Annotated in this window: 19 protein-coding genes; 9 read left to right on the top strand and 10 right to left on the bottom strand. The window is 41.5% G+C overall.

Going from position 1 to position 25,757, the window contains the following annotated elements; translation table 11 throughout:
* The first annotated feature begins 38 nt into the window (after nucleotides 1-38).
* On the top strand, nucleotides 39-1,538 hold the full coding sequence (locus QUD05_RS29780; RefSeq protein WP_289799215.1) for a polysaccharide deacetylase family protein: 1,500 nt from the start codon (nucleotides 39-41) through the stop codon (nucleotides 1,536-1,538).
* A gap of 221 nt (nucleotides 1,539-1,759) precedes the next feature.
* A complete protein-coding gene (locus QUD05_RS29775; protein ID WP_289799214.1) occupies nucleotides 1,760-2,344 on the top strand; it encodes a hypothetical protein in 585 nt (194 codons plus the stop codon).
* A gap of 124 nt (nucleotides 2,345-2,468) precedes the next feature.
* Here QUD05_RS29775 and QUD05_RS29770 read toward each other — a convergent pair whose 3' ends face one another.
* Nucleotides 2,469-3,827: a sensor histidine kinase gene (locus QUD05_RS29770; protein ID WP_289799213.1), complete on the bottom strand. Its 1,359-nt coding sequence runs from the start codon at nucleotides 3,825-3,827 to the stop codon at nucleotides 2,469-2,471.
* A gap of 351 nt (nucleotides 3,828-4,178) precedes the next feature.
* Here QUD05_RS29770 and QUD05_RS29765 point away from each other — a divergent pair, with 351 nt between their 5' ends.
* Entirely contained in the window at nucleotides 4,179-4,970 is a 792-nt protein-coding gene (locus QUD05_RS29765) for a Uma2 family endonuclease (protein ID WP_289799212.1), read from the top strand.
* Nucleotides 4,971-5,073: 103 nt separating this feature from the next.
* Nucleotides 5,074-6,126 (top strand): S-layer homology domain-containing protein, encoded by a 1,053-nt coding sequence (locus QUD05_RS29760; RefSeq protein ID WP_289799211.1) that lies wholly within the window; start codon nucleotides 5,074-5,076, stop codon nucleotides 6,124-6,126.
* A gap of 351 nt (nucleotides 6,127-6,477) precedes the next feature.
* On the opposite strand, the gene QUD05_RS29755 is transcribed toward QUD05_RS29760, so the two are convergent.
* Nucleotides 6,478-6,915: a CAAD domain-containing protein gene (locus QUD05_RS29755; protein ID WP_289799210.1), complete on the bottom strand. Its 438-nt coding sequence runs from the start codon at nucleotides 6,913-6,915 to the stop codon at nucleotides 6,478-6,480.
* Between the two features lie 975 nt (nucleotides 6,916-7,890).
* Here QUD05_RS29755 and QUD05_RS29750 point away from each other — a divergent pair.
* On the top strand, nucleotides 7,891-9,615 hold the full coding sequence (locus tag QUD05_RS29750) for a sensor histidine kinase (protein WP_289799209.1): 1,725 nt from the start codon (nucleotides 7,891-7,893) through the stop codon (nucleotides 9,613-9,615).
* Between the two features lie 599 nt (nucleotides 9,616-10,214).
* Here the strand turns inward: QUD05_RS29750 and QUD05_RS29745 are convergent.
* The 4 genes from QUD05_RS29745 to QUD05_RS29730 form a co-directional block, all read right to left on the bottom strand.
* A complete protein-coding gene (locus QUD05_RS29745; RefSeq protein WP_289799208.1) occupies nucleotides 10,215-10,916 on the bottom strand; it encodes a carbonic anhydrase in 702 nt (233 codons plus the stop codon).
* Between the two features lie 28 nt (nucleotides 10,917-10,944).
* On the bottom strand, nucleotides 10,945-11,256 hold the full coding sequence (locus QUD05_RS29740) for a P-II family nitrogen regulator (RefSeq protein ID WP_289799207.1): 312 nt from the start codon (nucleotides 11,254-11,256) through the stop codon (nucleotides 10,945-10,947).
* Between the two features lie 4 nt (nucleotides 11,257-11,260).
* The gene (locus QUD05_RS29735; protein WP_289799206.1) at nucleotides 11,261-12,229 is read right to left on the bottom strand and encodes a sodium-dependent bicarbonate transport family permease; all 969 of its coding nucleotides are present in this window, start codon (nucleotides 12,227-12,229) and stop codon (nucleotides 11,261-11,263) included.
* 422 nt (nucleotides 12,230-12,651) lie between these two features.
* Nucleotides 12,652-12,843, bottom strand: coding sequence for a hypothetical protein (locus QUD05_RS29730; protein WP_289799205.1), 192 nt, complete (start codon nucleotides 12,841-12,843; stop codon nucleotides 12,652-12,654).
* Between the two features lie 15 nt (nucleotides 12,844-12,858).
* Here QUD05_RS29730 and pcrA point away from each other — a divergent pair, with 15 nt between their 5' ends.
* Nucleotides 12,859-15,183, top strand: a complete 2,325-nt coding sequence (gene pcrA, locus QUD05_RS29725) for a DNA helicase PcrA (RefSeq protein ID WP_289799204.1) — start codon at nucleotides 12,859-12,861, stop codon at nucleotides 15,181-15,183.
* 396 nt (nucleotides 15,184-15,579) lie between these two features.
* On the opposite strand, the gene QUD05_RS29720 is transcribed toward pcrA, so the two are convergent.
* From QUD05_RS29720 to QUD05_RS29710, 3 genes are read right to left on the bottom strand one after another with little or no spacing between them, the layout of a single operon-like run.
* Complete coding sequence (locus QUD05_RS29720) at nucleotides 15,580-15,873, bottom strand: antibiotic biosynthesis monooxygenase family protein (protein WP_289799203.1); 294 nt, start codon at nucleotides 15,871-15,873, stop codon at nucleotides 15,580-15,582.
* On the bottom strand, nucleotides 15,863-16,090 hold the full coding sequence (locus QUD05_RS29715) for an AAA family ATPase (RefSeq protein ID WP_289799202.1): 228 nt from the start codon (nucleotides 16,088-16,090) through the stop codon (nucleotides 15,863-15,865). The genes QUD05_RS29720 and QUD05_RS29715 overlap by 11 nt, the downstream gene beginning before the upstream one ends.
* Nucleotides 16,091-16,095: 5 nt before the next feature.
* Nucleotides 16,096-17,010, bottom strand: coding sequence for a metallophosphoesterase family protein (locus tag QUD05_RS29710; RefSeq protein ID WP_289799201.1), 915 nt, complete (start codon nucleotides 17,008-17,010; stop codon nucleotides 16,096-16,098).
* A gap of 135 nt (nucleotides 17,011-17,145) precedes the next feature.
* Between QUD05_RS29710 and QUD05_RS29705 the strand changes: the two genes are divergently transcribed.
* Nucleotides 17,146-18,027: a hypothetical protein gene (locus tag QUD05_RS29705; protein ID WP_289799200.1), complete on the top strand. Its 882-nt coding sequence runs from the start codon at nucleotides 17,146-17,148 to the stop codon at nucleotides 18,025-18,027.
* A gap of 108 nt (nucleotides 18,028-18,135) precedes the next feature.
* On the top strand, nucleotides 18,136-18,966 hold the full coding sequence (locus QUD05_RS29700) for an ATP-grasp domain-containing protein (RefSeq protein WP_289799199.1): 831 nt from the start codon (nucleotides 18,136-18,138) through the stop codon (nucleotides 18,964-18,966).
* A 538-nt stretch (nucleotides 18,967-19,504) separates the two neighbouring features.
* Here the strand turns inward: QUD05_RS29700 and QUD05_RS29695 are convergent.
* Entirely contained in the window at nucleotides 19,505-21,538 is a 2,034-nt protein-coding gene (locus QUD05_RS29695) for a GAF domain-containing sensor histidine kinase (RefSeq protein ID WP_289799198.1), read from the bottom strand.
* A gap of 94 nt (nucleotides 21,539-21,632) precedes the next feature.
* On the opposite strand from QUD05_RS29695, the gene cobN reads away from it, so the two are divergent.
* Nucleotides 21,633-25,754 (top strand): cobaltochelatase subunit CobN, encoded by a 4,122-nt coding sequence (gene cobN / locus QUD05_RS29690; protein ID WP_289799197.1) that lies wholly within the window; start codon nucleotides 21,633-21,635, stop codon nucleotides 25,752-25,754.
* Nucleotides 25,755-25,757 lie beyond the last annotated feature (3 nt).

The following is a 25,757-nucleotide window of genomic DNA, read 5'->3' as shown; positions in this document are numbered from 1 at the left end:
CGCATAATTAGACATACCTTGTTTCGGAGCAATCAGAAATGCTTTCCTTTCCCACAACGCTGACTCCTTTGCCCGAAATCATTGATGGCTTACCGAATATTTCTGGTTGGGAAACAGAGGTTCTCTCTGTGGTTAACCAAGATCAACCAGTATTTTTACCAACAACGAATATCCGCTTAGAAGACGTAAATGCTGTATTTGCGATCGCTTTGCACATGCACCAGCCAACTATACCTGCTGGAAATGACGGTACACTCATCAGCAATCTGCAATATATGTTTGAACATCCCCATGAAGGGGATAACCACAACGCAGATCCTTTTGCTTATTGTTACAGTCGCATGGGTGACTTGATCCCCGAACTTGTGAGTCAAGGTTGCAATCCGCGTGTGATGTTGGATTACTCTGGTAATCTGCTGTGGGGACTGCGGCAAATGGGACGCGGTGATGTTCTCGATAACCTTAAACGGATCACTTGCGATCGCACCTACCAACCTTATGTAGAATGGCTGGGTACAATGTGGGGTCATGCAGTTATTCCTTCCACACCCATAGCAGATATAAAATTACATATCGTTGCATGGCAACATCACTTTGCAGCAATTTTTGGCTGGGAAGCACTAGCGCGAGTCAAAGGATTTTCGCCCCCAGAAATGCACCTACCAAATCACCCTGATGCTCTCTTTGAATTTGTGAAAGCACTGAAAGAATGTGGATATCGCTGGCTACTCGTTCAAGAACATTCTGTAGAAACTCTTACCGGCCAATCTCTCACTTATAAACATTTACCACATCGTCTAATTGCCCGTAATTCTCAAGGCGAAACAATTAGCATCACAGCTTTAATTAAAACCCAAGGTTCGGATACGAAATTAGTTGCTCAGATGCAGCCTTATTATGAAGCGAAAACATTATCCAAACAACAAGTTGGCAGTGTATTTGTACCACCAATAGTTAGCCAAATTGGCGATGGTGAAAATGGCGGCGTGATGATGAATGAATTTCCTAGCGCTTTTAAACAAGCTTGGTGGGATATGGTAAATAATGGCGGAGGAAAATCAGGTGTAGTTGGAATGTGTGGTACAGAATATTTAGAATTAATCGAAGCAGCTGGATGCAAACCTGAAGATTATCCAACTTGTCAGCCAGTGGGGCAACATCAGATTTGGGAGCGAGTTTCACCAGATAATATTCAACCGCAAGCTGTAGAGAATGCCATTCAAGAATTAAAGCAAACAAACTCTAATTTTCATATGGATGGAGCCTCGTGGACAAATCATATCAGTTGGGTAAAAGGATATGAAAATGTGTTGTCTCCCATGTATCAATTAAGTAGTTTATTTCATCAAAAATTTGATCCATTACAACAAGTTGACTCAGGAGAACCTGTAACCAGACAATCTCATTATCGTAATGTTCTTCTACATAACCTGTTGTTGCAAACCAGTTGTTTTCGTTATTGGGGACAAGGTGCTTGGACTGATCACGCGCGGGAGATTTACCAACGTGGCGAAAATTTGCTAAAAACGATATTTTAATAATAAAGAACTCAGGTGAAAAAATGAAACAGCCCTGCTTTTTTAAAAGTGGGGCTGAGGCTATACAGCACTTCCGGCAGCTATGAGGTACATCCTCAAATCTGAAAGCTTTGATAGGAGAGGGCAAGGAGAAAAACTGTATTGCATAATAGCCAGAAGCGCTGTATTGCAGGAAAAATATCACTAAATAAAGTATATTGTTTTCTAAATAGGCGATATAAATGAAAAATATTTATGAGATTTTAGAAATGATGAGACCAAGACCACAAATGTTTTTAGGACAGCGTTCCTTAACTGCATTAAGTGGCTTTATTGGTGGCTATTTTTGTGCTATGGAGGAAAATGGGATCTTAATTGAAGAAGAGAATCCTTCCTTTAGTCAGTTCCACGACTGGGTAGCTCGATATTATAAATGGTACGAATCAACAGCAGGATGGAAAAATATTATTCTCCGAGAAGTTGGAGACGAAGCAAAAGCATGTGATGTATTCTTTGAACTCCTTGAATTATTTAAGCAAAGGTTTCCTGTACTCAAGTATCGTGTTTTCTTAAATCAGAACCATAAATCTACTGGAGCTATATATCGACGTATATGTATAGATGGGATATACAAAGATTTAGATCCACCTAAAGAAATTAGAATTGTGCAATATACAACCGATTCTGGCTTTTACCGTTTCGATGTATCCCAAGCGGGAGAAATTTCAGAAATTGGCTATTTTGAGACAGAAAATTTAGTTATGGAAGAAGTTAAGAGAGAGTTTGAAGTTTCTTTAGATGAGTGGGAAACCTTAAATAACATTTAAGTATCCGAAAGTGATCAAAGACTAACTTAAACACGATCTCATGCTGATTTCAGAATCAGTATTTGAGCAATTATTTATTTGAAAAAATTGTTAATATATGGATCATTTTTCTCAATCTATCTTCTTACACCAGAGGTAATAAAATTTCAAATTTTGTACCTATACCAATCTGTGAATGGAAATTTAATTTACCGCCATGTCTTACAGTGATAATTCGATAACTTACTGCTAAACCAGTATTTTTACCATTCTTTGTTTCCAGAGAAAAAGACTCCATAATTTGCTGTTGTAATTCTTCAGACATTCCAGAGCCATTATCAGCAATGCGAATTAAAACCCAGCGAGAATCTGGTGCATCTGGGTTGCTTGCTTCTTGGGATATAACTTCTGTGGTAATCTCAATTCGGGGTTTTTGAACAGTCTTTGTCTCTTCTAAATGTAACTGCTGTCGCACTGCTTCATTGAGTAAAGTATCCACAACTTCACTTAAAATATTCATCAAAACCTGGTTTAATTGCCCCATAAAGCAATACACTGGGGGTAATTGACCGTAGTATTTGACGATTTCAATTTCTCCTTGAAGACGGCTATTAATTAATAAAATAATGCTATCTATACAGGCGTGTAAATCTACTGGCTTGGGAAAAAGTTCATCAATATGACAGAAGTTTTGCAAACTAGTAACGAGTTTTTTTAATCTTTCCGCTCCCGTGCGAATACTAGCAAGCGATCGCGACAAATCTTGTTCTAAAAAATCAAATTCAATCTCTTCTTTAATCTGATTAATGGCCGGAGAAACTGATGGTAACTCTTGCTCGTAAGCGGCGATTAGTTTGAGTAAATCTTGACTGTAGTTTGAAACATAGATTATGTTACCCCAAATAAAACCCACTGGGTCTAAAACTTCGTGGGCTACGCCGTCTACTAAACGCCCCAAATTTGCCATTTTATCATTTTGAATCATTTGGGCTTGACTGCGTTCATAGCGGATCAGATTGTCGATTCCTCGAATTTGCCAAGAAATAATATTCAATTCTTGGACATCTAATAATCTATAAGCACCAGATTCGGTTTCTACTACAATTGGTTCTGCTAATAATTCTGGCGATCGCTTTAAGCTCAGTTGCATTGTTGTTAAAATCGATGTTGTATCAGTAACAAGCAACATCGGTGTCCGCACATAGCTGTAGAGAACAGCTAATGGTTGCTGAACAAATAACTCTTGTCCGAATGGACGAATCAAAAATTCTAGTAGTCGCCGCCGCGAAATCATCCCAATGAAATTTCCCTGTTCTACCAAAATTACTCCTGGTAGCAAGGGGTATTTGTCCAAAAAACTAGCCACTTCCATCCCGGTGTGGCTAATTTCCACTGAGAAATTATACATTGGTAGTTCTTGGAGGGTTGAATCTAAACCAAGATCGCGATCGCTACCCTCAGACAAAAATGGCGGTGAAATTTGGCAACTGAATTCTTCTGGCACTACACACCCTGATTTTTTCAAAGACAGGTAAAGAATAAGTTAATATTTTACATTCTGCCACCCTCAAAATCCGGTTTTAGTTTAGGTATCTAATAAAACTACTGATCTGTCAATCTGAAAATCTTTCTCAGGCGACTGGAAGTAATTGGCGTGCAATTTAGAATCTGGGTGGAGAATATTGAGAAAGCGATGTCTACGATGGTCACTGAGCCTGTCCTGAGCGTAGCCGTTGGCGCAGCCTCTCGTAGAGAAGGGCGCAGCCGTTCGCGCAGCGTCTCGTAGAGAAGTGCGGGCTACGCCTACGCAAGCTAAACTAAAAATAACCTTTACCAAAAGTGCAAAGGTAGCGTTATGACTTCTGTAACCGATCCACCCAACGCTCTCGCTCCTTTCCCCTTCCCCGATCATACCCAGCTTCCTGAGTCCAATGGTACGTTCGTGTTCGCGGAGCGTGCCGGAGGCAAAAATTGGCAAGAACATCCCCAAAGCCTTCTACTAACTGACTCAATTACACCCATCCTCAAGCAATTAAATCCTGAAGGGGAATACTGTATAGGGCAAGACTTAGGAATTTACTGGCGCTTGACCGATCCCCTTGAAAAAGGCGCGGAAGCACCAGATTGGTTTTATGTACCGAATGTACCATTTTTGCTCAATGGGCAAACGCGACGTTCTTATGTGATGTGGCGAGAGTTTATTGCCCCGTTGATTGTCTTAGAATTTGTCTCTGGGGACGGTAGTGAAGAACGAGATAAAACTCCTTTGAAGGGTAAATTTTGGATTTATGAGCAGGTGATTCGTCCTGCCTTCTACGGCATTTATGAAGCGAGTAAAGCCAGCCTAGAAGTTTATCATCTAATTGAGGGACAGTATCAAGTTTTACCAGCAAATGAACGAGGACATTATCCTATAGTTGCTTTGGGTGTTGAATTAGGCTTATGGCAGGGAAAATATCAGAATGTGGAATTACCCTGGTTGCGTTGGTGGGATTTACAAGGTAATTTGTTGTTGAGTGGAGATGAAAGAGCCGAACAGGAATCCCAAAGAGCAGAACAGGAATCCCAAAGAGCAGAACAGGAATCTCAAAGAGCTGATCGTCTAGCTGCTCAATTGCGATCGCTTGGCGTTGAACCAGAAATCTAATACCGTACTACAAATTACGAATTAAAAAAGGGCTGGTGTAAAAGAGTCATCTGTGGCTTAATTTGTTTAGACACAAATTTTTACTGCTACTAGGGTAATCACGATGACAAATAGACCTCCTTCCGAACCGGAGTCATCTCAAAAAACTGCCCTTGGCTTTGATGAATTTATAGCCATTTTGGTTGCCTTCACCACTATCGGAGCGATTCTTTTTTGGTCGTTGTCTCGCAGAGACTCTAGTTGGAACTTAAACGGGCTGCTGTTACCTTCCTCCACTCCGTCTCCTAGTGTTCGACCAAATCCAGTATTCCCCTCTCCTACTGCGAAGGTAAAACCTTATGCAGTCCCCGACAACGTTTTGCCATCTTCTTCACCGGAAGTTGTTGAACCCACTACGCCTTCATTCCCAACTAACAGCGCAACTCCTTACCGCGCAATGTTACCATCTATTCTGGTAATCCCAACTCAATCCCCACAACTACAAACACCTGTATCTCCTCCAACAGAAGTTGAGTCATCACTCAAATCATCAGCTTTGCCTTTAGTAACTCCGGCAAAACCAAAATCAATCATTCCGCCGCCAATTGCATTTAATGATGTGCCCAATGACTTTTGGAGTCGGCGTTTTATAGACGTTCTTTCTGCCCGTGGGATTCTCAAAGGGTTTCCTGATTATTCTTTTAGGCCAAATCAGCCTGTAAATCGCGCCGAATTTGCTGCCATACTAGAAAAAGCCTTTGACCAAGAACCGTCTAAGACTGCGATCGCATTTCAAGATGTACCAACAAACTTCTGGGCAACTCCAGCAATTGACCAAGCCATTAGTGCAGGATTTCTCAAAGGCTACCCGAAAAAAACCTTTAAACCACAACAAAATATTCCGCGAGTACAAGTTTTAGTTGCCCTTGTCAGTGGGCTGAATTTAAAAGCACCCACTTCTCCAAATCAGATTCTTAGTGTCTATAAAGATGCTAAAGACATTCCGCCTTATGCTGTAGGCAAAATCGCTGCTGCTACAACCAATGGTCTAGTAGTTAACTATCCAAATCCCCAAGTCCTCGATCCTAACAAAGTAGCTAGTCGGGCGGAAGTGGCGGCGATGATTCATCAAGCTTTAGTCAAACGGGGCAAACTGCTAAGCAATTACATCTCCTAATATAGTGCGATCATCGTCCAAAATATCTCCAGAACTTCCACAGAGTCCAAAAATACCGACCCCAAAAGCTAAATTGACCACCGGAGGTTCGCCTCAACAATAATTACTAATTCGTAATTAAATTAAGGATCGTAGGAAGCAACTTCTACGAGTACTAGCGTTATGGGTGTAGTTTTGATATTACAAATTGTAAAAAAATTTCGTCAGGAATTTTGAGAGAAGTCTGAACGCCGACTTTCGGCATTCAGACTTCATGATTTGGAATTAGAGCGTACTTCTACACAGGAGCAAGTTATGCGTAGCGTCTGTCTACGACACGCTGCGCGAACGTAGAGAAGCAATAATTAGATATTAAGCTTCTGGAATTTGTTTACCGACAACTTGTGATTTAAGAGTGGTGATTTCACTAGTTAACTCTTTCCTAGTTGAGGCTTTGAGTAAATAGCGGTAAACAAACCAGGCAGAGTAACCAATACCGATCAACTCAAAAGTAGGTGCTACCAAAGGGATATCATTCAAAGCATCTAATATTGCCAAGAGTACCTTAACGGCAACAATTGATCCTACAATTAAACCAACTGTTACCAGGGGTTGCTTATATTGATTAAAAAAGCTTCCCAGATAATCTGGTAATGTTGCTAAAAAGGTAGAAATTTGCTCTCCGTATTTTACCCATTCGTCTTGAGGCTGTGCCGGAGGCTGAAGTTTGGTAATGGTTCCTGTTTGGCTGTTGATCTCTGCCACTGTAGTCTCTTTAGATGCGGTTTCGGTAAATTCTTGTTCTGGCATTTTCACTCCTATTAATTTGACAGTTGAGTTTTTCTAATCTGGATAATTACAACCAAAAGATTGTTGATTAGGTAATGCACTTGTGCATCAGTACAATTTGGTGAGAGGCACAAAAATATTTTAGTGTCCTATAACCATAGTTGCCCCGTACTATCTACTGCATCAACTACAAGGTAGACAGTCAGTAGGAGGATAGAACTCAGAAGGCAGCAGGATGTATTATAATCAACTTCCTGAGTTCTATTTTTGGAATCAACTGGAATTCTCAGGTTGTGATTATCCCATTCTGTGTCATTTGCTCATAATCGTACTAAATCTAAGTACAAATCATGCAAAAATCACTCCACCTCTCATTTATATAAGCCTAGAAGCCGATTTTATCCGATATTAAAGCTATCTTAAGCCGCGTTCGTCAATTAACGCATTCGTATTGATATTAATACGTAATAAAAATTTTTGTGTGTTCATATAGACTAGACTTTTAAGCTCTTTTATGATATGTGTGTTTGGGATGAAGGAGACAAGAGGATAAACAAAACTCAGCACTCTTTTTGCCAATCCCTAATCCCCAAGAAGTATCAAACCTTTTGTTTTTCTCCTGATTGTATTAATTTTATAAGGAAGCAATAAGGTAGAGTAGTGGCGTAGGCGATCGCAAGAACTCATTGCTTGCTATCAACCGCATATTGTGGAAAGTAGTGTAGTAAGGAGAAGACGCTCTTAGGAGGGTCTTTAGTGCAGGAAACTATATCGTTGCTCCTACAAAGAAGCGAACTCTATTAAGTTTAGTAATTATACTTACAGAGGCTGTTGCAAAATTAACTTATATAATCTAAGCTGATGCTAATTATCTAGCAAGCAATGATTTGCTCTTGCGATAAAAGAAGATAATGTAGATGTTAATGACTAATTAAGGTATTTTGACAATCTAGATTAATTTGATTATTTTTGCGGGAAGGCAAGGAGGTTTGAGAAATGCCAACTCAAAAGCCAACCCCTATCTACAGCAGTTCAGAAAGCAAAAAAGTGTCAGCCGAAGAGCCATCGACAGACGAACTCCCAACTATAGAATTTCCTTCACGAGGGAAACTCAAAGCTAGTTCTTGGCGTATCCATCAAAAAATTGGCTATGGGTACTTTGTAGCTATCGGAATTGGCTTTTTTGGCTCACTGACTGGATTAGTGATTGCTAATTACTACCGGGGAAGGGAAGTTAGACAATTTAATCAAGCTTATGAACAAGGACAACTACTGAGTAATTATAAAGATGCAGTAGTAGGGGCGCAATTACATAGTTCTAACCTAGTTGCTGTATTAGAAAATTCACAACAACTGCAAAACAAAAAAGCGGATTTTCTGAATAATGTTGAAAAAGCCAAGGAACTAGAGTCAAAAATTGGCGGATTTATTGACAGTAAACCTAAAAGACTTGCAGCAACAAGTTCGACTTTACAGACATTATTGCTGGATTACAAGACTAATTTAAAAGCCTACGTTGAACAAATTGAGGTCGTCTTACAGAAAATTGACTCCCGAAAAGTGCAGCCTCAGCAGATTTCTTCTGCCCGATCGCAGTTATTGGCAATTATGCGTGGTCAAACAGCCGTGCGGCTAGACCAGCTTTCTCAAAGCTTGACTAACATCCTGCAAACTGCTGAAGATCAAGAGCAAGAAAGGCAAAAAGCTGTCGAGCAGGCGAGAATAGTTGAGCGGTTAATTGTAATAATGAGTATGCTGGTTTCGGTAGCGATCGCAGCCATTGTAGCTTGGCGTACCAGTCGAGCGATCGCAGAACCAGTTATCATTGTAACCCAAGTAGCTGAACAAGTTGCCAGGAAACATAATTTCGATTTGCGAGCGCCCGTTACCACTGAAGATGAAATTGGATTACTTGCCAAATCTCTAAATCGTTTAATTGAGCGAGTATCTGAGCGAACAAAACAACTACAACAAGCTAAAGAATTAGCCGAAGCTGCTAGCAAGGCAAAAAGCGTATTTTTGGCCAATGTCAGCCACGAATTACGCACACCATTAAATGCTGTCATTGGCTTAAGCCAACTACTAGAAGACGACGCTACCGATCTTGGTTTATCGCCAGACTTTATTACAGATTTAGAAACAATTAATGCTGCTGGGAAACATCTACTGCACTTGATTAACGAAATCCTCGACTTGTCAAAAATTGAAGCGGGGAAAATGACCCTGTATCCTGAGACATTCGAGATTGCAACGCTGATTCATAACGTTGTCCTCACAGTCAAGCCAGCTATAGAAAAAAATGCCAATGTTTTAGAAGTGGATTTTGATGAGCAACTTGGCACCATGTATGCCGATCAAACCAGGATGCGGCAGGTGTTATTAAACTTACTAAGTAACGCTAGTAAGTTCACTACAAACGGTAAGATAATGCTGACAGTCAAAAGAGAAAAAGATGAAGTACGGCTGGATGCTCCTTTAGGCAGCATTATTTTCACCGTTACCGACACAGGTATCGGTATGTCTAACCGTCAACAGCAGCAGTTATTTCAACCTTTTACACAAGGTGACACTTCAACTACGAAAAAGTATGGAGGTACGGGATTGGGGTTGGCAATTAGCCGCCACTTTTGCCAGATGATGGGTGGTGAAATTATTGTCAAAAGTCAGCCAGGAATTGGCTCTACTTTCACTATTCGTCTACCAATGACTGTGCAGGATTGAATATAATTCGTAATTCGTAATACTTCGGCTCCTTTCGACTTCGCTCAAGGCAAGACGCTCAGTACAAGTTCGTAATTCGTAATTGAATAAGGGTTGATACCAATACTGCTCGGTTAAGCCTAAAAAAGCACTCTGGGGTAGGTTGGGTTGAGGAACGAAACCCAACATTTTCAGGGTTTTGTTGGGTTTCATATCATGTCCGCATAATTAGTTATGATTTCCACAGTCATTGCACCCCACCCCCAGCCCCTCCCCGCTCTTCGGGAGGGGAGACAAAGCGCAGCTTTGGCGGGGTGGGGTTCTTGGGGTTTAGTAAGTAATCAAGCGGACATGATATCACTCCGTTCAACCCAACCTACGAATCTTCTTAACCGAGCAGTATTGGGGTTGATACCCTAGTTTTTATAAACGGCTTGTTTGGTGTCGGGGTTTAAATCCACGTCACAAAACATAATTATGTTAGCGGCAGCGTACTCCTACGAAGAAGCAAGCTACGCGTAGCGTCTGGTAGAGAGGAACGAGCGTCATTACGAATTACGAATTGTTTAATGGGCGTTTTGTAAAGAAGTGAGATTTCCCCCCAGGACTCAAACGCAAATTCAAATAATAATACTTACTTTGCCTGTATCTAAATCGTAACGACCCCCGACAATTTTCAATTTGCCCGACTCCACCTGCTTAGTTAAAAGCTTTGATCGCTTCAATCGTTCAATTTGATATTCCACATTTGCCACCACAGCGTTTTCAACTGCATCACCCGGCTGATCCTTGACCCTTTTCAGGGCTGGCTTAATTGCCTTAACAAAAGTACTAATATCACCAGGTAATGATTCCTTTTGGACAGCGGCGGTTACTGCGCCACAACGTTCATGGCCCATCACCATCAGCAGTGGAGAACCTAATAAGACAACTGCATATTCAATACTACCGATCGCTTCATGTGTGGCAATATTTCCGGCAATCCGCACATCAAAAATGTCTCCAATGCCTTGATCGAAAACAATTTCTGCGGGGACTCGTGAATCCGCACAACTAAGAATAGTTGCAAATGGATGTTGAGCTTGAGCAACTTCGTGCAGCCGCAGTTCAGATTGATCGGGGTACTGGGGATGATGCTGAATAAACCGCTGATTTCCCTCGATCAGCTTTTGTAAGGCGGCATCGGGACTGAGGGATTCAGCAGAAGTTGAGGGGATTTCGGCAGCTTTCGCCTGTTCTACCCGCCAGAGTAAATCGCTGGCAGATAGCATCATCCCAAATGCCCCGGTCATTCCCAACTTCAAAAAGTCACGACGTTCCATGAAATGTTTCATTGAATTTATAACTCTCTTACAGAGACGCGATACATCTGACAGAGCGAATTTCCATCACATCGGAAACGTAACAAGTACCTCCGAATTTATTCAGGAGTGGTCTGATATTTTCGACAACACGCTTGAGTTCTTCTGGCATACAAAACGCGAGGATGTAAACATTATCAAGCATGGTCATGTCTAAATCTTCTGTCGTTCCTCGTAATCCTTTACCAACAACATTTCTAATGACGGCATGGTTATGTACACCTGACTTGTCTAAATTATCTAAAATTTTGGCAAGCTCAAAGGAATTGGCGATAATTTCTATCTTTTTAACTACGTGCATATTATTACCTCCAGAATAGGTTAATTCCGTAGAGATATAGCGGAATTCCCACAATAATATTGAACGGAAATGTGACTGCTAGAGCGGTAGAAACATATAGGCTGGGATTTGCTTCGGGAACAGTCATCCGCATCGCCGCAGGCACAGCAATGTAAGAAGCGCTGGCACACAATACAGCGAATAATAGCGAATTTCCTTGAGGCATACCGATGAATTTGGCGATCGCTAACCCAATCCCTGCATTGAGTATTGGAATTAGTATGGCAAATAAAATCAGGAAAACTCCGGTTTTTTGCAAGTCTTTAATTCTTCTGGCAGCCACCAGTCCCATATCCAATAAAAAGAAGGTGAGAATGCCATAAAACAACCCTTGAGTAAAGGGTTCTAATACGTGCCAACCACGTTCTCCTGTCAAGACACCGATTAAGAGGCTACCGACTAGTAGAAAAACTGAACTATTAAGAAATGCTTCTTGCAAAACTTCTGACCAAGCAAACTCTCGCTTTTCATCTGCGGTGAATATACTTACCAAAATCAGACCAACAATGATCGCCGGAGATTCCATCAGGGCAAGAGCTGCTACCATGTAACCATCGTACTGAATACCAAGCTCAGTTAAAAAAGCGCTAGCAGTGATGAAAGTGACGGCACTGATAGAACCGTAGGTTGCTGCGATCGCCGCAGCATCGTAAGTATCCAGTTTCCACTTTAAGATAAAAAAGGTGTAAATTGGAACAAAACAAGCCATCAACATTGCTGCCAGGAGTGTTAAAATTACTTCCTGATTCAGTCCGCTTTTGATTAGTTCTACCCCTCCTTTAAAACCAATTGCAAACAGCAAATACAACGAAAGGAGTTTGGGTACTGGTGGGGGAATTTCCAAATCAGACTTGACAAAAACAGCAGTCATGCCTAAAAAGAAAAACAAGATTGGCGGATTCAAAATGTTGGATACAATTAAGCTAAAATCCATATCCACCCCTCTTTATACTGGTAAAACCTGCAATTAAAGAAATTTTTCATCTTTAAAAATTTAACGGTTCAATGATGATGTATCGTGTATTGTTACCTAATGTCAATTGGTTACTCAAGGAGTGCATAGTCCGATTGGTGACTATACTCTCAGTTAGTTATGTACAGCGTTTTACAAGCAAATAAACCACGGGCTAGATGAACATTCTCATGTCCCCATGAAAACCTTTAGGGGCAATTTATTAATTGCCCCTACTGTTGACAACACAACAAGTTAGAGCTTGCCTACAATCTTTTGATGTTTGATTCCCCGTGGCTGATTTTACGACACAACGCGCCGGAATAACTAGTGGCTAAGTTTTCTACGTAGAAAAGTTAACGTATTGTTAGAGCAATTATGAATTGCCCCGACAATGTTTTGGTTTATGTTTCGCGGATTTTTGGCATAAACCCGATAAAGATGATACCTGACAATCTTTGTTGACCAAGTTTCGTTAGGATGTTGTAACCTGGGCAATAGCAACTCTCTATTGATGTGATGCCAGGCGTAGGCGTAGCACTTCGGCTCATTTCGGCTACGCTCAATGACCAACGCTCAGTGACCGTCGGAGACATCGCTTTTTCACATCTATGACAACAACCATCGACTTTCTCAGTCACCTTAACCCTAGCCAACGTCAAGCTGTCGAACATTACTGCGGCCCGTTGTTAGTTGTTGCTGGCGCAGGTTCCGGTAAAACACGAGCGCTGACTTATCGGATTGCGAATCTAATTCTGAAACACCGTGTAGATCCAGAAAATATCCTGGCGGTTACTTTTACCAACAAAGCCGCGCGGGAGATGAAAGAACGGATTCAACGGCTGTTCGCTGAACAACTGGCAATGAAACAACACGGTCAGCGGTTAGATTTGTTGACAGAATACCAACAAACACAACTGCGATCGCAAGTTTATAAAAACACGATCAAAGACTTATGGTGTGGGACTTTCCACAGTCTATTTTCTCGCATTCTCCGTTTTGATATTGAAAAATATGTAGACGAAAAAGGACGCAAGTGGAATCGTAATTTCTCTATTTTTGATGAATCAGATGTTATCAGTCTGATCAAAGAAATCGTTAATAAAGAGCTAAATTTAGACGATAAGAAGTTTGACGCCCGCTCTGTCCGCTACGCTATTAGTAACGCTAAAAACCAAGGTTTATCGCCCCAAGAATTTGAGCAAGAACAACCAAACTATCGTGGACGAGTGATTGCCCAAGTTTACAATTTATATCAAGATAAGTTAGCACAAAACAACGCTCTCGACTTTGACGATCTTATTCTTGTACCTACTAGATTATTTCAACAAAATGAGCAGGTATTGGGTTATTGGCATCGCAAGTTTCGTCATATCCTTGTAGATGAATATCAGGATACTAACCGTACTCAGTATCAACTGATTAATTTATTAGTTACTAATGGCGAAACCAAAAAGAGCGAATGGCAATGGGAAAATCGCTCAGTTTTTGTTGTCGGCGATGCAGACCAATCAATTTACAGCTTTCGGATGGCAGATTTCACCATCTTGCTAGGATTTCAGGAAGACTTTGGCGATGGTTTGGTAGATGATGATACCCGAACGATGGTTAAGCTGGAAGAAAACTATCGTTCTTGTGAAAACATTCTGCAAGCGGCTAATGAACTAATTGAAAATAACACCCAACGGATTGATAAAGTCCTGAAAGCGACGCGGGGAACGGGTGAACAGATTACTTGTCATAAAGCCGATGAAGAACTGGCAGAAGCGGCATTTGTAATTAATCAAATTAGCACTTTAGAACAGCAAAATCCAGAGTTAAACTGGGGTAGTTTTGCCATACTTTATCGGACGAATGCCCAATCTCGTCCCTTTGAAGAATTGTTGGTTAAATATCAAATTCCTTACACAGTTGTAGGGGGAATGAGGTTTTACGATCGCAAAGAAATTAAAGATGTCGTTGCTTATTTAAGAGCGATAAATAATCCAGCTGATACAGTCAGTTTATTACGAGTTATTAATACTCCCCGGCGGGGAATTGGCAAAACCACTATTGATGCTTTGATGAACGCATCTCAGCAATTAGGGACGACTTTGTGGGAAATCCTCAGCGATGAAACATCAGTTAATACATTAGCTGGACGGGCGACAAAAGCTGTAAATAACTTTGCCGCAATAATTAGCCGTTGGCAAGGACAAGTCGCCACGCTTCCGGTGACAGAGGTTTTGCAAGGAATATTAGAAGATTCTGGTTACGTTCAAGACTTGATGAATCAAGGCACAGATGAAGCCACAGATCGGGTACAAAACGTCCAGGAACTTTATAACGCCGCACTGCAATTTCAAGAAGAAAATGAAGAGATTTCCCTACGAGATTTTCTAAGTAGCGCCGCCCTCAGTTCCGATTTGGATAACTTAAAAGAAGGGCAGACAGCCGTTTCTTTGATGACTTTGCACGCTTCCAAAGGTTTGGAATTTCCCGTAGTATTTTTGGTGGGATTAGAACAGGGGCTATTTCCCGGCTACCGTTCCCTAAGTGATCCTGCATCTTTGGAAGAGGAACGCCGCTTGTGTTATGTGGGGATTACTCGCGCCCAAGAAAGGTTGTATTTATCACACGCGCGGGAACGCCGTTTGTATGGTTCTCGTGAACCTGCGATGCGATCGCAATTTCTCGACGAATTGCCAGAAGAATTAATATCTACCAAACGCGCGAGTCGTCAAAGTTATACCAAAAGTGCCTCTAGTTCTAGTGGTAAACAAGACTCAACGCAGAATTGGCAAGTGGGCGATAGAGTATTACACAAAACCTTTGGTCTTGGTGAAATCACTCACGTCTTCGGAACGGGTAATAAGATGTCTGTAGCAATTAAATTTGCCAGCTTGGGACAAAAAATTGTTGACCCAAGAGTAGCACAGTTGCAACGAGTAGAGTAATGAGGTGTATAAACGACCAGATAGAATATTATCTTTTGATGGTGCGTTGCTACATAACAAGCTGTGTCAACTACAGAAGAAGCATTTGTAACTCCAGAACGTGTTGGAGTAACTAAAACTTGTTAATTTGTAACTCCAGAACGTGCTGGACTAACTAAAACTTGTTCATTAATAAGTTAGAAAGAAGTTTTACTAACTAAAACTCCTATTTTACTTATCATTTTTTGACTTTTTATAATCAATGATTAAATCGATGAAATCCAACTTTAGTTTTACTTATCTAAAAAACGAGTATTTGTAACTAAAGCATTAACATTTATAAGTTGAGCTTAAGTTGTATTAACTCCAGCTTCTTCCGAACTTATCAAAGAATGAGTTTTTGTAACTTGTTGTTTTTCATATTTCAATTTCTTCAAAGTGTTCAACAGTTGGAAATGGCTCATAAAAATGATGCAGAAGTTTTTTCCACTCTTGATACTCAGCAGAACTTCTAAATCCTACAGTGTGAGATTCTAAAGTTTCCCATCTAACAAGTAATAAGTATTTACCTTGAACTTCTATACATTTATGCAATTCATGAGATAAATATCCGTCCATTGAGGAAATAATTTTAGAAGCTTTTTTGAAGGCAACTTCAAAATCGGATTGCAGACCAGGTTTAACAGGAAGCATAACTGCCTCAAGAATCATATACTATTTGGTATCCTAAACTCCTATTTTTACTTATTGACTCTGCATATGCAATATCCCTTATCAACTGTGACAAAAGAATAGCAAGGCAATCAAGAATACTCGATTTGCCAACACCGTTAATACCAATCAGCGCCCTTGGACTCGTTTCATCAAACTCAAGCGTCAAATCGCCGATTCCACGGAAGGATTGCATTTTCGAGCGCTTGACTTTCATAATAATTACGCTGATTTCAACTGAATAATACCTTTATCAAAAACGCGATTATTAGTGGCGATCGCACTTATTTCTATTCTATCTTTATACACTTCATAAACAGCAAAACTTAAATCACTGGTAGAATACCCTGTCCACTCAGAACGCCCTACAGGACGATTCCCAGCACCCGCGCCACAAATTAAGTAAGTTGTACCATCAATAGCACGAGTGCGTTCATAATTATGTTCGTGACCATTGATGTAAAGTTGAACGCCGTATTTTTTAAATAGGGGAGTAAAAGTTTTAATAAAATCTGGATTGCTCCCATATTGACCCGATGAATAAATCGGATGATGACCAAACACTACTTTCCAAGGAGCTTTACTAAGACTTAATTCTTTTTCTAACCAAGGTAACTGGTTTTTCCAATCAGCATTCCCGTTAGTATCTAAAGCAAAAAATTGTACAGTTCCCCGGCGAAATGTATAGTAACGTCCCTTCATATTAAAGCCAGCATACTTGACTTGTGGATCGCCATTAGCTGTACGAATATCGTGATTACCTAAACAAGCATGAAATTTCACGCCTTGCTTGAGTAAACCTTGATAAGGACGCTCAAAAACTGCATTAATTTTCTCAATTTCGCCGTTATTGTAAATGTTGTCTCCAGCTAAAACAACTAAATCATAGGGATTTTTCTTATGATACGCATTCATCGCTCCAGCCACAGCATACTGTCCCTTAGCGCCAGTCCCCGTATCTGCTACAGACACAAAACGTAATAACAAGTCTTTTTTGGCTGGGTTGGCGGCTATAGCTGTTGTTGAATCGGTAATATCAGCAGTTTGATAATTTTGACGAAACGTCCAGCCGAAAAATCCTGTACCAATAGTGCTGACGCTACTTAAAAATAAAAATTGACGGCGTTTTAGGTTCATAATTCACCAAATTTAATAAATAATCAGTTTAGCTGAAGCAATGCACAATGTAGTGATACATTAAGGCAAAAGAAGGCAGCACCAGTAATAATGTACGTTGTTTGTCTTTGATTCGCTGCTTTTGGTGAAAGTTCCATGTCACAAGACAATCAGTCAAAACCGACGGATAAGCAAGTAACTCAACCTCCCCAAAAACCTTACCAGAGAGTTCAGCCATTTTGGAAGGCTAAAATTATCCAACTTCTCCAAGGAACGATTGGGGTTCTAGAAGTAACGGTGGAAAAACTGGAGACAACACCCCCACCTGGTACTGAGGAAAAACCTGGTTTTTTTCAGCAGCTTCAGTTGAGGTGGGGTGGACTGTTAAGGACAATCCGCTTGTTTTTACCATCAAATTTGTCAACAAAGTTATCAGATACAGCTTTGACGGGAATTGTGACTGGAGTTGCTGTAATTCTTGTTTGGACGACTACAACCGTATTTACTGGTAAACCTACGGAAATAGCAACCGTTCCCCCGGTTGAAGAGGTTCCGATACCAACACCAACGATAACTACTCCACCGGAATCAGTCGCACCAGAACCACCAGAGGAAATTACGCCACCGCCAGAAGTACAAACTACGCCACCAACGCCGGAACCAGAACCAGAACCAATTCCTACGCCAAAGCCAATCCCAACACCAACGCCGACACCAATCATAGAATTGACACCAGAACAAGCTTTGATTGCGGCTATTGAAAATCAGGTAGCTGAAATTAGCGATCGCGTTGCCTCTGGTCTGATAAAGTCAATTCAAGCTAACTTCCGTACAAGTAACTTGACTGTCAAAATTAGTAATGATTGGTATACTCTCAATGAATCTCAGCAAGACAAACTAGCTGCGGAAATATTACAACGCTCTCAAGAACTTGATTTTACTCATTTAGAAATTATCGACTCCCAAAATAGGCTAATAGCTCGTAACCCGGTTGTTGGGACTGAGATAGTAATTTTTAAACGGCAAATAGCAAGTTAAAATAATTCGTACCTCGACTTCTCTACGAGACGCTACGCGTAGCTTGCTTCCCCGAAGGGGTACGCTCGGCAACCTAATTCGTAATTTGGAGTTTAACTTTAAGTATTTATGTTAGACAATGTTTCGTTATTGCTGAAAGCCTGTGAAAATTTAAATATCAGCTATGAAATTCTTCATCCTTCAGAAAACTTAATCAAAATAAAATTGAATAGTAAACAGCATTATTTTTGCAACTATAGTACTCCGTTGCTTAATCAAGCAGTAGCACACCTGCTCAAAGACAAAGAATATACTTATCATGTTTTAAATAAAAAAATTAAACTCCCTCGAACGGTGGGTTTTCTTTCCCCTTTTTGTGACACCAAATATAAGGTTTACTTAAAATTCCCAACTATTCAAGATATCGTATTGGAAATAAAAGAAAATTTTGAAACACCAGTAATTATTAAAAGAAACTCCGGTGCAAGCGGGCATAATGTTTTTTTATGTAAGAATATAGATAAAATTGAAACTGCTTTAAAAGAAATTTTTAATATTAATAATAAGTATGATTACGTCGCTCTTGCTCAAGAATTTATTCACATCAAATCTGAATATAGAGCGGTTTTCTTAAACAAAGAGTTAGTTTTGCTCTATGAAAAAGATATAACTGATGCGAAATTTGTCGGTAATCTCAGCCCTCTACACTGGGATGGTGCAAAAGCTAAGTATATTAACGATCCACAAATACTATCAGAGATTGCTAATTTTGCTCAACCAGTTTTTGAAGAATTAGACCTTGATTATGGTGGTTTTGATATCGTATTAGATCGAGATAATCAATATTGGTTAATTGAAATCAACTCTCACCCAAACTTTGGCATTTTTATTAGAGACAATGGAGAGGAGTATGTATTGAAAATTTTTGAAAAAATGCTCGTTAGCCTAGCCTCAAATTGAAGAAATAATATCATGTCCGCTTGATTGCTTATTAAACCCGAAGAACCCCACCCCCGCCAAAGCTACGCTTTGTCTCCCCTCCCCGCAAGCCTATGGTGTACACACAAGTGCTTTCCACATACGTTTCAACTCTTTTACCCACATTTTTGTCAGACGTCAGAGTTAAGCTGTCATACTTACCGATATCCCGCCCAGAACTAAAGTTCAGGGCTAATAGCTGAAGTCCACTTCAGTGGACTGAATAATCAATTTAGTCCACTTAAGTGGACTTGGGCTATGAGACTCGGAATTTATTCCGAGGCGGGATGGGAACGCAGTGCGAGATTTATTAATAAAAATATGGCTGCGACAAGACTTGTGTGTACACGGTAGCCACGCTTGCGGGGAGGGAATTAAGGGGTGGGGTGTAATGACTGTGGTTAGCATAACTAATTATGCGAACATGATATAAATCATCACAAAGACGCGATAAATCGCCGTCTCTACAAAAGACTGATTATTGTAAAGACGGCGATTCATCGCGTCTCTTGCTTAACTCCTAACTCACCACTCTCATGGTCTGAGTTGGTATCCATACAGTAAAAATTGAGCCAATACTTACAGTTGATTCTACTTCAATTCGACCGCGATGAAGTTCTACAAGTTGTTTAGTTAAAGCTAGTCCAAGTCCAGTGCCTTCGTAGCGGCGACGATAGGGTGTATCGAGTTGCTGAAATTTCTCAAACAGTAATGGCAATTGTTCTTCAGGAATACCGATTCCGGTGTCTTCTACTTGAAAAATAGCAGTATCATCTTCTACCCAAAGACGTAAGGTAACGCTGCCACTTTCAGGGGTGAATTTAATCGCATTAGTTAACAGATTCAAAAGAATTTGTTCTACTCGTTTTGCATCGGCGGTAAAGCGATCGCGTCTGGGATCGATTTGCAAATCAAGTATAAGATTAATTTGTTCGCTTGCTGCTTTTTTTCGCAGTGACTCCATAGCACTTTCGGCAACATTCACCAAAGAAAATTCCGAAATATTTAAAGCTGTCTTACCAGCCTCGATTTGTGATAAATCGAGGATGTCGTTAATCATTTCTAATAAATGTTCTCCACTATCGTGGATGGTTTGCAGATAACCGCGTTGTCGTTGACTCAATTCACCCAAAGGCCAGCGTAATAACGTCGAAGACATCCCAATCACATAAGTTAAAGGCGTGAGCAATTCATGACTGATAGTAGCGAGAAACTCACTTCTGATCCGGCTAGCAGCTTCGGCGGCGAGGAGAGCATCACGCAGAGCCATTGTGCGCTCAATAACTCGTTGTTCGAGATTTTGTTTTTCTTGGGTGAGGGTTTGCATTAACTCAGCTTGGTGAATTGCGATCGCTAATTGTTCTGCGATCGCAACCAGCAAGTTTTTTTCGCTATCATTCCACTGGTGGGGTTCATCGCACTGATGAGCAATCAGCAATCCCCACAGTTTGTCTTCAAACATAATCGGTGCAGCGAACTTAGCCCTAACTTGGCATTCCCTTAAAAAATTTAACAAACACTCTTCCAGAGCATAAGTTTTTTCGACATCATCCACAGCTAAGGTAAAACCTTGCTGATACTTCTCCCAACACTGAGAGGTTCGGATAAAGCAATTTTTCTCCGTGTAATTCAACACGGATGTAATAGTATTTGTAGCACGGGCTTCATAGACAATATAACCTCCATATTTTTGATAATCTTCTAGAAGAGGTTGATTATTGACTGATATAAAAGGTGAGTCTTTATTATTGTTATCGTGTATATAAAAATCGATTTCAGAAGTTTCCCTAACTGATAGTTCTATGCCTATTGCCAGTGCCGTTTCATTGAGGGGAATACTATCAGATTGGTATTGTTGAGTACTAACTTGGGAACCTTCAAATTTATAAATTACTAATCTGTCTAATTCCAGAAACTCACGCACCTGTGTAATTGCCGTTGCCATAATGACAGGCAAATCCAGGCTTTTGCGGATCTGCGTTGTTACCTGATTTAACAACCGCTCTTGAGAAATCTGTTTTTTTAAAGCATCTTCCACTGGCTGACAGATATAAACTGCTGGCCCAACTGGGCTGGGAGATGCTATTATTTCTTGGTTTGGCTGAGTTAGGAGATATTCTAATAACAACAGCGTAAATTGACTTTGGAGCGTAGCATCATTAGGTCTAATAATTTGCTGATAGCGTTCGAGATTTTGGTGAGTATAAGAATCGCACTCAAACAAGTCTCTCAATTCGTAGACAAAAGAAGCGATCGCCTCCAAATTAAACGTCAACTGAGTATTGATTTCTGAGTAAGTTTCTTCTCCCTCTGTTTCCCTGTTTCCTTGCTCAAAGGTTCCTACCAAAAGGACACTAAACTGCTCGGAAATCACTAGCGTAAACCTTTGTCTTTGCCACTCTACAGGTATGCAAATCCGCACCAACACAGCTTCTGTCAGTATCAAAACGGCACTTCCCACCGTTTGAGCCATCTGTTCTAACAACTCCCCAAGCTGATTAAATACAACAATAGGCAAGGTTCGAGAAAAGCTCAAATCAGGAGAACTAAGCATTTTCAATCATTTTGGTAAGAGAGGGCGCAATCCAGGGAAAAAAGTTTGTTTTGATTATGTACTAACCAATAACTTAAAACGGTAACACAGGATTATGCATCGTATAAGTAGCACATCGGGTGGATGGAATCAGTCAGAGGGTTTAATTTTTTTAGAACAAACTCCCGCGCCTTTCGTGTTGATTACCGCTGCTGATACTGACATTCAAACCTTGGCAGCTGCGGTGACAAAGTTACCCCCAAGCTTTCCGGCATTAAGAGTCGCCAATCTATTACAGTTACAGCAACAATTAAGCATAGATACTTATGGAGAGCAAGTTTTGGAACTTGCCCAAGTAATTATTTTGCGCCTATTAGGAGGACGTTCTTACTGGGGTTATGGCTTAGAAGTAGTGCAAGAAATTGTGGAACGTAATGGTAGAACCCTCATTGTAATGCCAGGGGATGACGCTTTTGATCCCGATTTAATTTCCCAGTCTACCGTGCCCTTGGGTATTGTTAACCAGGTATGGCAGTATTTTAGCGAAGGCGGTGTGGAAAATTTCGTTAATGCTCTGCAATTTATCTCCGATAGTTGCTTGTTAACTGCATATAATCCTGCACCACCTCAGCCGATTCCGCGCGTGGGATTGTATGAATGGGGAGCAGGGGGGCAGGGGAGCAGGGGAGCAGGGGAGGCAGGGGAGGCAGGGAAGCAGAGGAGCAGGGGAGAGTTAGAACTGGATGAATCCACCTCAGAACTCCGTTCATCCACCTTTGAACCTCAAATTTCCCAATCCCCAATCCCCAAAATCGGCATCCTTTTCTACCGCGCTCATTATTTAGCGGGGAATACTAAAGTAATTGATGCTTTATGCGAAGCTTTGGTACAGAAAAATTTACAACCAGTGCCAGTGTTTGTTTCTTCATTGCGTGAACCAGATGTGCAAGTTGAGTTGAGTGAATTTTTCCAACCTAAAGAAGCTGAATCAATCGCTGTACTGCTGAATACCACCAGTTTTTCTCTAGCACGCTTGGAAAGCGAAACGCCTCAAACCGAACTGTGGCAAAAATTAGATGTGCCTGTGTTGCAGGTAATCCTCAGTGGCGGATCAATTGAGCAGTGGGAGTCACAATTTCAAGGGCTTTCTCCCCGCGATATTGGGATGAATGTAGCGCTACCAGAAGTAGATGGGCGGATTATTACTCGTGCTGTGTCTTTTAAAGCACTGCAAACTCGTAATCCCCATTTAGAGACAGATGTGGTAATTTATGAACCAGTGAGCGATCGCATCGAGTTCGTTGCTAAACTAGCAGCAAATTGGGCGCGTCTACGTTCCAAACCACCCCAAGAACGGCGAATTGCCTTAATTCTGGCAAACTACCCCAACCGCAATGGCCGCCTCGCCAATGGTGTGGGACTCGACACTCCAGCAAGTTGTGTAGAAATCCTACAAGCTTTACATCAGGCTGGGTATGAAGTAGAAAATCCACCTGCTCAAGGAGACGAGTTGATTCAACGGCTGACAGATGGTGTAACCAACGATCCAGAAGGTAGAGAATCGCTTCCGGTACACCAAAGTGTTTCTTGGGAAGAATACCAAGAATATTTCGCTTCATTACCGCCAGCAGTTCAGCAAGGTATCAGTGAACGGTGGGGAAATTTAGAGCAGGGAAACAATCAAGAATTATTCCCCCCTGCCCCTCGGTCACTGAGCGCAGCCGAAGTGTGCCCCCCTGCTTCTTTCCCCGTTCCCGGAATTAAACTCGGCAACATCTTCGTGGGAATTCAGCCAGCAAGGGGTTATGATAATGACCCCAGTTTGAATTATCATGCACCGGATTTAGAACCAACCCATGCTTATTTAGCTTTCTACTATTGGGTTAGAGAAACTTTTGGTGCTGATGCTGTAGTTCATGTAGGGAAACACGGAAATCTAGAATGGCTACCGGGTAAAAGTGTGGCTTTATCGAGTAATTGTTATCCAGAAGTAGCTTTCGGCGCACTTCCCCACCTGTACCCGTTTATTGTCAACGATCCTGGTGAAGGTTCCCAAGCCAAACGTCGCGCTCAAGCGGTGATTATAGATCACCTCACGCCGCCAATGACTCGCGCGGAACTCTACGGTTCGTTGCAACAGTTAGAAAATTTAATTGATGAGTATTATGAAGCCGACAGTTTAGATCCTTCGCGTTTACCAGTGATTCGTGATCGCATCCACGAACTGGTAATCAAAGAAAATCTCCATCTAGATTTAGGAATCCAAAATGAAACAGAAATTTTTAAGTCTGAATCTTTAATTTTGAATTCCATAGGTGGTTATCTTTGTGAATTGAAAGAAGCCCAAATCCGCGATGGCTTGCACATTTTTGGGCAATGTCCCCAAGGACGGCAATTAAGGGATTTAATAGTAGCGATCGCTCGCATCCCCAATCGCCATTCTTCAGGTATTACCCGTGCGATCGCTCAAGATTGGGGACTAGATTTCGACCCTCTCACAGCCGATTTGTCAATGCCTAGTGGTGAATACTCAATAGTCAATGGCACAGAATGCCGCACCCTCGGTGATATCGTCGAAGTCCTAGAAGAACACGCCGCCCTTTTAGTAGAGCAACTAATAAATCAGGATTCAGAACTCCTAACTCCTAACTCCTCACTCCTAACTCCTCACTCCCCACTTAGCACTACCCTTAACTGGATAAGCGATCGCCTACTTCCCGCCTTACAACAAACCCACGAAGAAATCACCCATTTATTACACGGACTCGATGGCGGATATGTCCCCAGCGCTCCATCTGGCGCACCCACGCGCGGCCGCCCAGAAGTTCTACCAACAGGGAAAAACTTTTATTCTGTCGATATTCGCGCCATTCCCACCGAAACCGCTTGGGATATCGGGAGAAAAGCTGCTGAAACTCTCGTTGAATATTACACTCAAGAGCATGGTGAGTATCCCAAAACACTAGGCTTATCAATGTGGGGAACAGCCACTATGAGAACAGGTGGTGATGATATAGCCGAAGCTTTGGCTTTACTTGGAGTTCAACCTGTATGGGATGGTGCAGCACGGCGAGTAGTAGATTTTGAAATTTTGCCCCTAGCGATTTTGGGGCGTCCCCGTGTAGATGTCACCTTGCGAATTTCGGGATTCTTCCGCGATGCTTTTCCCAACTTAATTGACTTATTCGATCAAGCAGTATCAGCAGTAGCAGATTTAGATGAACCGCCAGAACAAAATCCCCTAGCAGATGCAGTTCGCCAAGAGACTGATTTGTGGACAAGCCAAGGATTAACTGTAGAAGAAGCAGTGGTGCGATCGCGCTATCGCATTTTTGGTTCTCGCCCAGGTGCTTACGGCGCAGGACTCCAAGGTTTAATCGAATCGCAAAACTGGACAGATGACGAAGATTTAGCCCGCGCCTACATTAACTGGAGTTCTTACGCTTATTCTTCGGGAAACTTGGCAGGGGAGCAGGGGAGCAGCACTTCTCTACGAGAGGCTTCGCCAACGACTACGCCCTTCGGCTACGCTCAGGACAAGCTCAGTGACCGAGGAGCAGAGGGGCAGGGGAGCAGAGGAGCAGAAATTCTTCCTAATTCCCAATCCCCAATCCCTACTCCTAACTCCTCACTTCTAACTCCTAATTCCCCATTCCCCTCTCCCGAAGCCTTCGAGCAACGCTTGTCGCAAATGCAAATTGTCCTGCACAATCAAGACAACCGCGAACACGATCTACTCGATTCTGATGATTATTACCAATTTCAGGGTGGCTTAACAGCAGCGGTGCGTTCTCTACAGGGAAAAAATCCTCAAACTTATTTTGGAGATAATTCTATACCCGCCCAACCACGCGTCCGTCAACTGAAAGAAGAAATTGCACGAGTGTATCGTTCTCGCGTAGTTAATCCCAAATGGATTGCAGGAGTAATGCGCCACGGATACAAGGGAGCTTTTGAAATGGCGGCGACGGTAGATTATCTATTCGCCTACGATGCAACCGCAAAATGCGCTGAAGATTACATGTATCAAGGCATAGTAGATGCTTATCTACTCGATCCAGTTGTTGTAGAATTTATTCAGCAAAAGAACCCTTACGCACTGCGTGATATTGCTGAAAAATTATTAGAAGCACATAAGCGCAATTTGTGGGAGGATGTAAACATAGGAACATTAGAAGCTTTGAGGAACCTAGTACATCAAGCTGAAGCAGTTATCGAAGAAAAATCAATGGTGTAGGAA

Source organism: Nostoc sp. GT001 (assembly GCF_030382115.1).
Classification (GTDB): domain Bacteria; phylum Cyanobacteriota; class Cyanobacteriia; order Cyanobacteriales; family Nostocaceae; genus Nostoc.
Note: the sequence above shows the minus strand (reverse complement) of the source record. Positions and strands in the feature narration are given on the sequence as shown.